The organism is Brevibacillus formosus, from assembly GCF_003013405.1.
GTDB lineage: Bacteria > Bacillota > Bacilli > Brevibacillales > Brevibacillaceae > Brevibacillus > Brevibacillus formosus.
In genome coordinates this window covers 23,390-37,120 of sequence record NZ_PXZL01000028.1, presented here as the reverse complement: position 1 = coordinate 37,120, position 13,731 = coordinate 23,390, and the positions used below count along the sequence as shown (strand labels likewise).

Below are 13,731 nucleotides of genomic sequence, written 5' to 3'. Positions count from 1 at the left end.
TTTTCAAAGAGCATTTTCACTAGCACTTCAAAAGCGCTAGATTCACAATATACCATGTATCATTATTTAAAATCAACAGGTAATAATTGGAGTGTTTCATTTTGTTCCGCTCTTTTTGAAAGGCGGATTACAAATATAGCATGATCTGTTCGCTTAATCAAATGAAATAACTGGAAATAAGTCTTAATCCTCCGCTAAGAAAAAAAGAAGTGTGCGTACATTTGTCATCCTCCCATGTTTTATCAGGGGGCTGTTTTCAGTTTTAGCATGATTTGTTCTTGATGCTGTCCCCGTTCGTCTGTCCATTTTAGATTCATTTTCAAATCTGAGAAGTAGTATTCGAGCTGTTCTTTCGGCGTATCTTTTCCAGGAAAATCGGGTGAGGGGGAATTCGGGTACTCCTGAAAAAGCAGTAGCTGCTGCTTTTTATTGATCTCCTCCAAATCAATTTGATTGAGGTTGCTCCCCCTACTCTCGTTGACTAAATCCGCTTCGGCATACACCTTTGTTACTTGGCTCTCCATTCTCTTCATCAAATAAAATGGGTAGGCAACTGTTGTGTGTTCACTCTCAATCGGCCTGATCTCCATGACCACAATCCAATTGTCACTCTCCCCCGTAAACGTATGCACCCAGTCGTCATTAGCGGAGCAACCTCCCAGAAGTAGAAACACCATCAAAAACAAGACAATGTGCCTCATCCCAATCCCCCATCACCCTTACTCATCCGCCCAATCCAAAAATCCAGACAACAAGCTCTCTTCTTCCGCTTCGTTTCCGCGAAGCTTCCCTTCCAACCGATCGATTCGCTTTTGATAGGCCTCTGCGTCGGCCTTGGACCTGTTGCGCAACAGACTCGCCCGCTTCTTCCACTGCTCATACGCTTGCTTCGTATAATGCAAAGCCTTCTCCCAATCCTTCAATTGGTGTTCATACAGCTTGGCAGCCTCAATATACACCTCTTCCGGGACATATCCGGTGGACTGAATGCACGACTCCCAAACAGTTAGGGCTTGGAGCCAATCCTTTTGCTTTTTATACAAATGACCGATGGCGAGCTTGGCCCGGTTATTCCACGCATGCTCACTGTCTGCTACGAGACGATAGCCTGCCATAGCGGCTTCCTGATCCCCAAGAGCGTCGTACCATCTGGCAATTTCGTAGCTTTCTTCGAGAGATACCGCTACACTCCCTTGCCCTACCAGTAGCCGCGTCATGTGAATGTACATCGTGATCAGAGACAGGACGTCCGTCTCGTTATGACGCAGCACGCCTTCGATTACATCAGGGTCTTGGGCATGCAAAAAGTCGAAATACCGCACCGGCGCCAAATAGCCAGGCAAATCATCCTCGCGAAAAACATCCAGCTTTTCCTGCTCGATGATGCCCAATCGGCACGATTCCAGCTCCGCTTTCCACAATCTCCTCGCCCCGTGCAAAAGGTCAAAATGACCAAAGGTAGGCAAAGCAGGCACTTGATCGCGCACCAGTGTATGCCTCGTCCGCACCTGGGGCCAGTCAAAGGACTTTCCATTAAAGGTCACCAGATGCGAGGACTTCTGTGCTTGCTCCAAAAACGATTGGTACAAGGTCACCTCTGCATGCGGGCCCGGGAGAAAATGCTGGCGCACCACGACGTGCTCCCCCTCGATACGGCTGTACCCCAAAAGAAAAATGGCATTGCCTGCCCCGCCTGACAATCCTGTCGTCTCCGTATCGAAAAATAGCAAGTCTTCTGGCTTCCTGCCCGCAGCGGACAGCGGATGCTCTCGACCAGCCGCTTCCCACATACGGATCGCCTCATGCAGCTCGGAAAAAGCGTAAGCGCCATGCTGTTGATCGATCGGATAGCGAACCTCGCGAATCATGACGTACTCGTCATCCCAGATGTAGGGCGATGCCTGCATTTCCTTCCACTTGTCAGCAAAAGGTATCTGTAGCTCGGCGTTGCTATCCGTTGGTACAGCCGCCCTCTGCTCCTCCTCCGGCTCTTTCTTGTGAATGGGCGTTTCCGGTTCGACTGCTGGCACTACCGCTTTGTCCGTTTCCAGCGAGAGATGTCCCTTCATCCGTTGCAACTTGGATTTAAGAGACATAAGTACTTCCCCCTTGAGCGATTCGCAGCAAGGTCATGGCTAGCCCTTTGCTGCCGTCATCCGTCGCTCCCACACAAGATGGACAGCCTGACTCACACGGGCAAGAGACAATCATCCGCTCTGCCTGAGTCAAAATCGTCTCCATTTCCTTATATACTTGCTCGCTCAAGCCGATACCTCCCGGATAACGGTCGTACAGAAAAATCGTCGGCTCCTGTGAATGAACGGCCTTTCGTTGCGGTATCACGTGCAGGTCCATCGGGTCGCACATGACAAACAGCGGAGCTACGTGCTGCAACACATGCGCCAAACCAACCAAGCCACGCTCCACATCCTCTGTCCCGATCTCGCCGAGCAGCGCTTCGGAAAAGCCGATCCACGCCGCATTTGTATGAAGCTCCTCTTCCGGCAAATGAATCGGTCCCGAGCCGATGTTTTCATGCGTCTCGAACTTGATTTTCTTAAAGATCGTCGCCATCGCATTCACAGCCACTTCGCCATAGGCCAACGTGCTCTGCGCATGACGACGGGACTGATCCTGCTCCAATACCTTCAGCGAGACGGCCAAGTTTGCGTCCGTGTAATAATCGACCTGAACTTCCCGGACATACGCCTTCTTTTCCTCGTAGTCCAGCTTTTCCACCTGGAATTGCGTTCCCTGATGCAGGTAAATGGCCTCGTCATGCAAAAGCGTCATGGAGCTAAAACGATCCATTTCCCCGATGACACGCTCATTTCCCCGTTCGCTGATGTCGATGATCACGACATTTTCCTGCGAAGCTGACCGCAGACTGATGTTGTGGGCCGGGAATGAATCGTTCATCCAGAACCACTTGCCCCGCGAGTAATGAAGCACCTGCTCCTCGGTCAAGAACTCCAAAATTTCTACGATTTCCGCTCTTCCGAATGTATCTCCCTCGCGGAACGGCAGCTCGTACGCCGCACATTTGAGGTGATCCACCAAAATGATCAGATTATCGGGATTGATCCGTGCTGTCTCAGGGCTGCGATCGAAAAAGTACTCCGGATTGGCGATCACATACTGGTCCAACGGCGTGGAGCTGCCGACCATCACGACGACGGATTCCCCCTGCCGTCTTCCTGCCCGTCCTGCCTGCTGCCATGTGCTTGCGACCGAGCCCGGATAGCCGGTAATGACACACGCCTGAAGCTGCCCGATATCTACTCCAAGCTCCAGCGCATTGGTGCTGACCACACCCATAATGTCGCCATTTCGCAAGCCGCGCTCGATCTCTCTGCGCTGGCTCGGCAAATAGCCGCCCCGATATCCTTGGATCGTTTTAGGCCCGAGCTTGCGGCGAATCAGCTCCTGCAAATACGTCAGCAAAATCTCTACACGTACACGGCTTCTCGCAAACAAAATCGTCTGAATGCCATTGGTCAGAAACTGCTCGGTAATGTCTCGCGCCTCCAATGTGGCACTGCGTCTAATATTGAGCTGCTTGTTGACCACAGGCGGGTTGTAGAAAAGGAAATGCTTGATGCCAGACGGAGCACCATTGTTGTTGACCAGCTCTACCTCTTCTTCTGTCAGGGCTTCCGCCAATTGCTTCGGGTTGGCGATGGTAGCCGAAGTGCAAATGAATTGCGGATGACTCCCATAAAAAGCACAAATGCGCTTCAACCTCCGAATAACGTTGGCGACATGACTGCCAAAAACGCCGCGATATGTATGCAGCTCGTCAATCACAATGTATTTGAGATGCTCAAAAAAGGACACCCACTTGGTGTGATGGGGCAAAATGGCGGAGTGTAGCATGTCTGGGTTGGTGATGACGATATTTCCTGCCTTGCGTACCATCTGCCGGATATTTGCAGGCGTATCACCATCATATGTTTCGGATTTGATCGAAAGGCCCATTTCCGTAATCAGCTCGTGCAGCTCGGACTTTTGATCCTGCGCCAAAGCCTTGGTGGGGAACAAGTAAAGAGCCCGTGCTTGCGTGTCTTCCGATAACGTCTGAAGAATCGGCAAATGATAGCACATGCTTTTTCCTGAAGCCGTGGGCGTAACCGCTACGATGTGTTTACCTTCGCGCACATGGCGAAAAGACGTTTCTTGATGCGTGTATAAGGAGGGAATGCCTCTATTCGTCAGGGCATCTCGAATTCGTCCGTCCAGCTCACTCGGAAATGGAACGGACTTTGCTTCACGAGCAGGAATGACCCTCCAGTGTGCAATGTTATCCCGAAATCGTTCGTCTGTTTTTATGTGATCCAATATGGCTGCGATATTTTTTTTCACATTCATTTTCGTCACCTTCTTGCTACCATTTTACGAATGGACGTTCGGTATGTAAACATGGAATAAAGATCCACACGTTGAACTCAAGTTGTGGACGACATAGAGCAATATACCACTGGAAAAAATAGGATCAAAAACTATTTAATATGCTAAAGTCGAGTTTAAGACGGATTAGCTTTTCAATATCTATAAACGATTAATTGGAGGTGATTACCCTTGATTGTAGAATTAGTAGTTCTCCCTTTGATAGTTGCTTTGCTCTTGCCAATCGCATTCAGTCTCAAAAAAATAACAGTACAAAATGATAAAATAATTGAACTTCTAGAAGAGTTAAAAAGCGTTAATAGCTACTTATCGAAAAATCCCAAGCTGCGTGCCGACGAAAAAAAGCAATCAGATCACCCCTTCCACGATCCGATTGCTTTTCTTTATGAGAGTATTGGTATGTGTTTCTTAATAGTCCGTTAATGAAACAAGGATGCCAGATGATGCTCCAGCACTTTCGTAATCCGTTCCCCATCGACACGCTGCGGTTCGAGATAGGCATGCAGCGCCAGACCGTCGATGACGGCATAGAGCTTTTCCGCTTCCAGCTCCTTGTCCAGCTCTTTGCGTAATAAATGCAGTTGATCAGCAGAGTCCAACAGCTTGCGGACGCCGGCATATATTCCGTCATGCTGTGCGTCAAAGCCATCTTTCTTGTGGCGGAAGTACACGGTAAAAGCAAACCACACTTCCATTTCGACCATCTTTTCTTGATTCGTAGGGAGAAGCTCGAGAAAAATTTTCGTGAATCTCTCTTTTGGTGCCAATTCTTCATCGGCGGCGACTTCAGTAATTCGAGCTGTCGCCCTCTCTTTTACGAGCTGCATGGCATACATCAGCAATTCATCCTGTGTTGCAAAGTAATGTCGCAAAGCACCTAATGAAAGTCCTGCTTCTTTTGCAATGCCTCTTACCGTCGCTCCTTCCATTCCTTGCTCAACAATGACACGCCACGTTGCTTCTGCTATTTGTTCTCTTCTTTTCTCATGATCGATTATTTTCGGCATAGTTGTATTTTAACAAGATTTGCAAGGGACAAGCAACCTTTAACAATACAGTTGTATTATTTTATAAGCGATGTTAAAATCCTTTTTGTTAGCACGATCGTATCAAAAAAACTCCTCATGCAGGAGAAGAAACTTCCGAAAAGGGGACCTATACTAGTGAATTTTGTTGCATGGATGATTGTCGCGTGCGAAATCGCCTTTTGGGTGGTCATTGTACTTGGCCTTTTCACAAGGTATATGCTTAAACAAAAAAAGGCCGGGCTTTTTCTTCTCGCCCTGACGCCTGTTGTTGATGTGGTTTTGCTCGTCGTCACGAGCGTGGATTTGTATCGTGGAGCTACCGCTACAATTCCTCATGCGCTGGCTGCCGTTTATATTGGGGTATCGATTGCATTTGGGAAAAGCATGATTCAATGGGCGGATGAAAAATTTCAGCAATACGTCACTAAGGAAGGTACACCTAAACCCAAGCTATACGGCATGGAGTACGCCAAGCATTACGCCAAAAGCTGGTTTAGACATCTGTTCGCCTATGTAATAGGGGCTGCTCTCTTAGCCGGGACCATCTACTTTATCAATGATGCAGAACGAACTGCTTCTTTATGGTATATTCTCCGGCTATGGACCGTTGTACTGGGGGTTGATCTGTTGTTTACAGCCAGCTATTTTCTCTTCCCAAAGAAAGATAAGCGGGGCACAGTTTCCAAAAAGGATTGGTGAGAGGCTTTCCTACTAGCTTTCGTCTTCGTTGTCATCCTCACCAAATGCAAGCTCAATGCAAATAAATTGAATCACCAGCTGGCATATTTGATCGTTTTCATCTAACCCAAAATAGACAGGATAGGCTCCGTCTCCAAATCCCGTCTGAATCATCGGAATCGACAAATCCGTGCCCGGTATTGTCCAGTTTATATAATCTCCAGCGCTTCGTTGGTATTTTGGATGGTCTTTGTAACTTTGTGCAAAAACATCCGCAAAATAATCATCGTAAATATTGCCGTCTGGATTCTCTTTTTTCCAGCTATCATAAAAATCCAGATAAGCATCTCTCGTTTTGACATCTACTACAGTAGCAAGGCCTGCATCCACATTAAAACCAAAATATTCACCTTCCCCTAGATTTTCGAGATCCTCGTCTCCAATGAGAGCTTCCGTGAATTTCTGGGGTTTTTTATTTGTGAACTCCACCTTAGCAGCTGCATAGCGGTAATGGTCTTCTTCGACTGTTACCACACAAACGGTTAATGGGAAGGTTCCTGTAGGGACTTTTTGAAAATACGGGGCACTATTTCTCTCCAGATACACAAGCGGATCACGAACGATGATCTCCCCAGTAGGAATCGTGATTTCCCCTAACGAAAGCAAGTTGATTGGTTTCCCACTGATCTTTTTTGATGTGAAATAGGTGTGTAAGTCAACAAGGGGCTCTAACATCTGTTTTTGTTGCTCATATCGTGCTAACCATTGATCGTTTGGAATCTTCGTCATCTTTATACCCATCCTACTATTGTAAATTTGTCAATCACCCCTAAAATTATACAGAATCATCCATAGAAACGATAGAACGGCTTGGGTGTTTGCATAACGGGGAAGCCGATGCATAGGCATGGTTAGTGGATGAAGTGCGCCAAAACCTATGCATGTCCAAGGATGAAGGAGGTTGCCCCAAATGAATCCGCCAGACAAAGGGAATCAAATTCCTCAGCCCATGAGGAGAGACGGAACCGGATGGGTCGATCTCGGCCCACGGAACGTCATGCGTGATCGGCAAAATCCGAATATGCTAGTTCCTCCTGTCACAGATGCGGGCTTGCTGCCCAATCTGAAATTTTCCTTTTCAGATGCCTTCATGACGTTAAATCATGGCGGATGGTCCCGGGAAGTCACCATTCGCGAGCTGCCAATCGCCACTACACTTGCGGGTGTAAACATGAGCCTGACGCCAGGCGGTGTGCGCGAGCTGCACTGGCATCAGCAGGCGGAATGGGCCTACATGCTGCTCGGCCGTGCACGAATTACTTCCGTTGACCAACGCGGACGCAATTTTATCGCAGATATCGGCAAAGGCGATCTGTGGTATTTCCCTCCTGGCATTCCCCACTCCATTCAGGGACTCGAGGAAGGCTGCGAGTTTTTGCTCGTTTTCGACGATGGGCATTTTTCCGATCTGAATACGCTATCGATCTCCGATTGGTTTGCTCATACGCCAAAAGATGTGCTTTCCGCGAATTTTGGTGTGCCTGAATCAGCCTTTGCCGACATTCCTTGCGAGCAAGTGTACATTTATCAGGACGAGGTTCCCAGTCCCGTAGAAGAAGATGAAGTAGAATCCCCGTACGGAACCGTCCCCCTTCCCTTTACCCATCGCTTACTTGCGCAACGACCACTGATCACACCTGGCGGCAGTGTGCGCATCGTCGATTCCCGCAACTTTCCGATCTCCAGAACAATCGCGGCAGCACTCGTAGAGCTACGCCCCGGTGCCATGAGAGAGCTGCATTGGCATCCTAATAACGACGAGTGGCAATATTACATTTCAGGCCAAGCACGCATGACGGTTTTTACCGGAAACGGAAACGCCCGAACCTTTGACTACCAAGCAGGTGATGTCGGTTACGTTCCATTTGCGACGGGGCATTATATCCAGAATACCGGGACGGAAACGGTGTGGTTTTTGGAAATGTTCAAGAGCGACCGCTTTGTCGATGTGTCACTGAATCAATGGATGGCGCTCACCCCGCATGAACTCGTCGCTTCCAACCTGTGTGTAGGTCCTGAATTGCTGGATGCCTTGCGCAAGGATAAATGGCCGGTAGTCAAATATCCTGGATATGGCTATGTCCCGTGAACACAAGAAAAGACCAGCCCCAATGGACTGGTCTTTTGTGGAGAGCCATGATTCATCATCCATGAATGGACGATTGTCTGGAAACCGCATTGGCATTCTTCACATTGCGGTTTTTCACTCCCAGTGATAAGACGAAACAGATAAGCAAAATCATACACGCTAGCCCGTACGGATAGTTGATATCGATATCGAATAAGAATCCAGCTACGATAGGTCCTGCAATATTGCCAAGACTGGTAAAGGCCGAGTTAAGACCAGCAACATACCCCTGTTGGTCCTTTGCAAGCATCGACATTTGGGTACTGATGGCCGGTCGCAAAATATCGATCGCCAGAAATACGATAAAGGTAACGGCAAAAATCATCCAGAATCCGTGAACAAAAAGCGTCAGAACAATAAACAAACCAGCAAAGAGCAGACAGACGGAAATGACCCTTTTCTCGCCAAAGCGATTCATGATCCAGCTAAAGGCAGTAAGCTGGACCACTGCCCCTGCAATTGACCCGAATGTAATGATAAACGCGATATCTTTCGGCTCAAAACCAAACTTATGGTCGACAAACAAGGAAAAGACCGTTTCAAAATTAGCCAGTCCGAAAGACATAACAAACACAATAATCAAACTGAAAAAATAAGGCTCTCGATAGGAGTACATTAACTGGGAAAGAAGACTGCTTTGTTGTTTTTCACTAGAAAGAGAGTCAGCTAATGATTCTTCCGTAGGTTTCGATTCCTTGAGGATCAACAACGTGATGCATGCAGCAATCAGTCCCGCAATTCCTGCGGTATAAAAAGGGGCGCGAATACCAAATTCAGCAATGTATCCTCCAATGCCTGGACCGATAATAAAACCAGTCGTAATGGCCGCCGTAATATACCCCATCCCGGCCGCTCGTTCTTCATTCGTTGTAATATCTGCTGAGTAAGCCATTACGGCCGGCATAATCAGTGCGGCACTGATGCCGCCTAGCAACCTAGAAACAAACAGCAGGACTGGAGAATTCGCTATTCCAAACATCCCTTCTGAGATAGCAAATACGACCAAGCCGATCACAATGATCTTTTTTCTTCCGAATGAATCAGCCCATCGCCCGGCAATGGGGGAAAAAAGAAGCTGCGTCAACGAAAAGGCTGCCACTAACAGGCCGATAGTCCCCCCGGTAATGCCTAAACTTTCCATGTACTTTGGCATAATCGGTATAACAAGCCCGATCCCCGTAAAGACAAGGAAAATATTGAACATCAGAATCAATAGGGCTCCCTGATTTTTTAATAATAAAGCCATTTACTATTCCTCCAATCCATTCCCCAAACACTGAATATCCATTCTAGATAATTTCCTAAAAAAAGCTAGCGGGACGGTTTGACAATGCCAAATAAAAACACATCCATCGCTAACCGAAAAGTTGCCAGCGCTTCCTCTCGCTCCATTCGTCGCGAATGTTGATTTAAACCAAACATCAGGCTGTCCAATATAATGGCGACTCCGGTTACATTCGTCATTTCAAATTCGCCGTTATCGATCCCCTTCTGGAGCAATTGCTGATTAAAGTCAACGTATCCTTGGATCATTTCGTTGATACGCTCCTCTACATCCGAAGGCTTCTCCGACATATCGAAAAATTCATCAGCAGCCTTGGTCAGCGGATGGTTCATAAAATCGGTCGCAAAATGTTCAGCCATTCCATACAATTTATCGATCGAGGTCGTGTAGAGCTGTTCCTTGGCCAGCCACTGCTCTTCCCATTCCCTGTTCCAAGCTTCAATCAGGTGTAAAAACAGCCCTTCCTTGCTCTTGAAATGATAATAAATGTTACCGCCGCTGTATCCAGTAGCTTTCACGATATCTTCTATTGATGTGGCCTTGTAGCCTTTTTGCATAAATAAAATTCTGGCCGCATCCGCTATTTTTTTCTTGGTCTGCTCCGTTTGCTGCTTCTTTTTATTCAATGCTCCTTCACCAGCTTCCCATCCTACAATACTGAACTTTCATTCAGTATTATAAGCGTTACATACATAGTTGGCAAACTTTCTTTGGTTTGAGTCAACATAGTGGAGGAGAAGAAAAAGCACAGGTCTCTACGACTCTGACACGCCAGCAGGGGGGATTCTCTGGCCGTCTCCACTTCAAAAAGGGGACCGTCGAGCCAAAACCACCCTACGGGCGGAAGTTTCTCAAGGAAGAAGTGTTCGACAAGCGGGTCCCCTTTTTGAAGTTCCGACTGGGCAGGCGTTGTCAAGGTCTACGAGCTCTGTGCTTTTTCTTCTCACCAGCCTTATTGGTTTGTTTGAGACCTTTTAAAACTTTTAACTTCCAATATTATAAAAAGCTGACGTCAGTCTAAGTCAGCAACAGGCCGTACAAAGCCCCCGTAACCACAACCAGCCATGGCGGCAGCTTCCAGTGCTCCAGCATGATAAACAAAATAGCCGCTACGATAAAATCCAACGGAGCAAGAATTGTACTCGTCCAAATCGGATCGTAAAGGGCTGCGAGTAAAATACCGACGACTGCTGCATTCACACCTACCAGCATTCCTTGGATTTTGGAATTTCTCCTCAAGGAATTCCAAAACGGCAATGCGCCGATGACGAGTAAAAAGGCCGGTAGAAATATCGCAATCGTAGCTATTGCTGCACCGATTCCTCCTGCAATCATTGCTCCCAGATAAGCAGCAAACGTAAATAATGGCCCCGGCACTGTTTGTGTAGCCCCGTAGCCTGTTAGAAAAGCTTCTTGGGTTAGCCAGCCTGTCGGGATCACTTCCCGCTCAAGCAAAGGCAATACAACATGGCCCCCGCCAAAAACAAGTGAGCCCGCACGGTAAAAGCTTTCAAACAGCGCTAGCAAGGAAAAGCCCGTGCTCTCTCGGAGGATGGGTAGCACAAGCAATAATCCGAAGAAAACCATCCAGCACGCAATGGCTAGTCCACGACTGATCGGCACACGAAATTCAGGGAAATCCGAAACTTTTGGCTGCCGGAAGAAAAGCCATCCTGCTATTCCTGCTAGAATCATGACTGTCACCTGACTCCATGCAGAATGCCACAACAGCGTGATGGCAGCAGCGATGATCGCCATCGTCACCCGTGTTCGATCCGGGGCGAGCTTTTGTCCCATCCCCCATACGGCATGGGCAACAATCGCAACAGCTACTAATTTTAAACCGTGAATCCAAGGAGCACTGCCACCCCCCATTCCTTGTAAAGTGAACGCAAATATCAGGAGCGCCAATACCGAAGGCAGGGTGAAGCCGATCCATGCAGCAACCCCTCCCCACAATCCGGCTCGCATGATTCCGATCCCGATTCCTACCTGGCTGCTTGCGGGACCAGGGAGGAACTGACAAAGCGCAACCAAGTCTGCGTAGCTATGCTCATCCATCCATTTTCTACGTCGAATGTATTCGTTGTGAAAGTAACCGAGATGCGCGATGGGACCGCCGAATGAAGTCACACCCAGCTTGGCAGAAACAAGCAGAACTTCAATCACAGCCCCCCATCTACCTTTTTGGTGCCCGTTTTCTTCTAGGACATTATTCTTCACTGAGCTGTACACCTCTCCACTTTCCGCTTCATCATACAAGTTATTTTATCGCTTTTCCTCCCCTTTCATTGTAAAAAGATCGTGAAAAAGGCTCCGCAACGATACGGAGCCCAAATCCTGCTATTCCATTCGAAATACCGGTCCTCTTGCCACGAACGGCAGGTTACTCCCCTTCGGCAGCATGATGGCATGACTGCGAGTTACTTTAATCCGATCACATTCCCCATCGGTAATGATCAAAATCGGTCCGTCCTTCGGAAAGTCGGTTGCTTTCTCCAGCATGTCAATGCCCGGCTGCAGAATCGTTCCCCCGCGTCCTTTTACTTTGACGCGACCTGCAATGTCCTCGGGAGAAAGGTAGCCCGCATCATACGCCTGCGCATCACAAAAGACCACGCGCGCATACGGAACATCTCTCGCTTCACTGTAGCTCGCGATCGCCCCCAATGCTTTGCCGAGCAGCTTGGTATCCATCGAGCCGGATGTATCGATCACGACGCCAAACGTGCGTGCCAGCTGATCCGTTTCCCGAAAGCTCCAGGCTGGACGGGCAATGTCAGGTGTAGAGGACTGTCTGCGGCTTGCCCTTGCATACGTGCGACTCTTTTCCAACGGCGGGAAATGCTCGTCAAACCAACGGGCGAGCTGAACATCCCACGGAATAGGCGGTTGCCCCAAGGCGCGAATCTCTTCTACCAAACCCGCAGGTAAAAGCCCTCGTCCCCTCTCCTGGTGGTAGATCAAGCCTTGCGACATCGCATTGCGATAAAAGTCATCCAGCGTCGTTCCTGGACCCTTTTCCCAAAAACGCGGATCGTCGCCATCCAGAATATCGCCCATGCCGATTCCTCGTAAGGTGTAAAGCTTGCGATACGTACGCATGTCCGTCACGATTCGATCGTAAATGGCCTCTGCCGACAAACCCTTCAAATCTGGATCGTACAGTCCGCCAATTTGCGGAAATCGTCCCACACCGAGCTCCATCAGCCATTGATTAATCACGTAATCGCAGCTGACGTTCCAGTAATACGGGTCTCGACCTTGGCAGCGCTCATGGTGGCGAAGTCCTGCGTGCAAGAGCTCGTGTGCCATCACGAATTTGCATTCCTCTTCATCCAAGCCCGCCGCAGGATTGATGAAGATTTCGTTGGATGTAACATCGATAGCAGCCACCGAGATTTGCAGTCGTTGACAGATCTGCGAATCCTCGATAATCGTGAAATGACTCGCTAAGGAAGCCAGTAAAGGATAATGATTGATGAACCAGCGCTTGGCCTTTTGTGCCTCGGACAGCTGGTTCTCTTCATTCCCGAGAGCATCGGAATAGCCGGCCGCTACGCTGACAGCACTTTGCACTGCTTGCGCCAGCCCGATCCCCAAGAGCCGCTCCCACTTCACGTCTCGATTGTAGGTGTACCGAACGTATTTATCCGAGAAAAGCATATCTGCCTGTTTTTCCCCGCCCGTTCCAAACAGCTTCAAATGCTCCGGCACCCCATGCTCCACGAACCATTCATACAGCTCTTCTTCACTCTTTCCCGATTTATCCAGCTCAAAGGCCATTTCGGCAGGAGGCTTCCCCAGCTTCATGTCTCTCAAAAAACGCGTAATATAACAATCGCATGCGATATTCCACAAAATCGGCTGCTCTTTTTCCACAAAATGTCCGAAGCCCAAATGCAGCAGCGCATGTGCGAAAACATAAATCCATTCCCCGACTTCCCCTCTGCGCTTCGGATGCGCGTACAAGCTGCCTTCCCGGGTCACGACTACCCAGCCGTTATCCGGGCAAATACTTCGCTCAGAACGAATAAAGTGCGCTCGCGATGACAGCGGACCAAACATCGGGTGATGACTCAAAAAATGGACGGCCTGCTCGTAGTTTTGCGTCGACGGGTCGTTTTGAACTCCTCTGGCCATTG

General features: G+C 48.5%; 12 protein-coding genes. 3 read left to right on the top strand and 9 right to left on the bottom strand.

The window, feature by feature from the left end; translation table 11 throughout:
• Positions 1–242: 242 nt before the first annotated feature.
• Genes C7R91_RS22705 through C7R91_RS22695 form a run of 3 tightly spaced genes read right to left on the bottom strand, consistent with a single transcriptional unit; the run spans position 243 to position 4,368 of the window.
• Entirely contained in the window at positions 243–701 is a 459-nt protein-coding gene (locus C7R91_RS22705; protein WP_047069534.1) for a hypothetical protein, read from the bottom strand.
• An 18-nt stretch (positions 702–719) separates the two neighbouring features.
• Positions 720–2,096, bottom strand: a complete 1,377-nt coding sequence (locus C7R91_RS22700) for a ribonuclease H-like domain-containing protein (RefSeq protein WP_047069535.1) — start codon at positions 2,094–2,096, stop codon at positions 720–722.
• Positions 2,086–4,368, bottom strand: a complete 2,283-nt coding sequence (locus tag C7R91_RS22695) for a DEAD/DEAH box helicase (protein WP_047069536.1) — start codon at positions 4,366–4,368, stop codon at positions 2,086–2,088. Before C7R91_RS22695 ends, C7R91_RS22700 begins: the two co-directional genes overlap by 11 nt.
• A 210-nt stretch (positions 4,369–4,578) precedes the next feature.
• Between C7R91_RS22695 and C7R91_RS22690 the strand changes: the two genes are divergently transcribed.
• Entirely contained in the window at positions 4,579–4,830 is a 252-nt protein-coding gene (locus tag C7R91_RS22690) for a hypothetical protein (protein ID WP_047069537.1), read from the top strand.
• Here the strand turns inward: C7R91_RS22690 and C7R91_RS22685 are convergent.
• On the bottom strand, positions 4,827–5,414 hold the full coding sequence (locus C7R91_RS22685; protein WP_047069538.1) for a TetR/AcrR family transcriptional regulator: 588 nt from the start codon (positions 5,412–5,414) through the stop codon (positions 4,827–4,829). The two genes, C7R91_RS22690 and C7R91_RS22685, sit on opposite strands and share 4 nt — an antisense overlap.
• A gap of 156 nt (positions 5,415–5,570) precedes the next feature.
• Here C7R91_RS22685 and C7R91_RS22680 point away from each other — a divergent pair, with 156 nt between their 5' ends.
• The gene (locus C7R91_RS22680) at positions 5,571–6,134 is read left to right on the top strand and encodes a hypothetical protein (RefSeq protein WP_047069539.1); all 564 of its coding nucleotides are present in this window, start codon (positions 5,571–5,573) and stop codon (positions 6,132–6,134) included.
• Between the two features lie 12 nt (positions 6,135–6,146).
• Here C7R91_RS22680 and C7R91_RS22675 read toward each other — a convergent pair whose 3' ends face one another.
• Complete coding sequence (locus C7R91_RS22675; RefSeq protein WP_047069540.1) at positions 6,147–6,902, bottom strand: DUF4241 domain-containing protein; 756 nt, start codon at positions 6,900–6,902, stop codon at positions 6,147–6,149.
• Positions 6,903–7,083: 181 nt separating this feature from the next.
• Between C7R91_RS22675 and C7R91_RS22670 the strand changes: the two genes are divergently transcribed.
• Complete coding sequence (locus C7R91_RS22670) at positions 7,084–8,262, top strand: oxalate decarboxylase family bicupin (protein ID WP_047069541.1); 1,179 nt, start codon at positions 7,084–7,086, stop codon at positions 8,260–8,262.
• A gap of 55 nt (positions 8,263–8,317) precedes the next feature.
• On the opposite strand, the gene C7R91_RS22665 is transcribed toward C7R91_RS22670, so the two are convergent.
• The 4 genes from C7R91_RS22665 to C7R91_RS22645 form a co-directional block, all read right to left on the bottom strand.
• Positions 8,318–9,547 carry an MFS transporter gene (locus tag C7R91_RS22665; protein ID WP_047069542.1) on the bottom strand — a complete coding sequence of 410 codons (1,230 nt, stop codon included), beginning with the start codon at positions 9,545–9,547 and terminating at the stop codon, positions 8,318–8,320.
• 65 nt (positions 9,548–9,612) lie between these two features.
• Positions 9,613–10,212: a TetR/AcrR family transcriptional regulator gene (locus tag C7R91_RS22660; RefSeq protein WP_047069543.1), complete on the bottom strand. Its 600-nt coding sequence runs from the start codon at positions 10,210–10,212 to the stop codon at positions 9,613–9,615.
• 391 nt (positions 10,213–10,603) lie between these two features.
• On the bottom strand, positions 10,604–11,809 hold the full coding sequence (locus C7R91_RS22650) for a chromate transporter (RefSeq protein ID WP_047070301.1): 1,206 nt from the start codon (positions 11,807–11,809) through the stop codon (positions 10,604–10,606).
• 120 nt (positions 11,810–11,929) lie between these two features.
• On the bottom strand, positions 11,930–13,729 hold the full coding sequence (locus C7R91_RS22645; protein ID WP_047069544.1) for a vWA domain-containing protein: 1,800 nt from the start codon (positions 13,727–13,729) through the stop codon (positions 11,930–11,932).
• Positions 13,730–13,731: the final 2 nt, after the last annotated feature.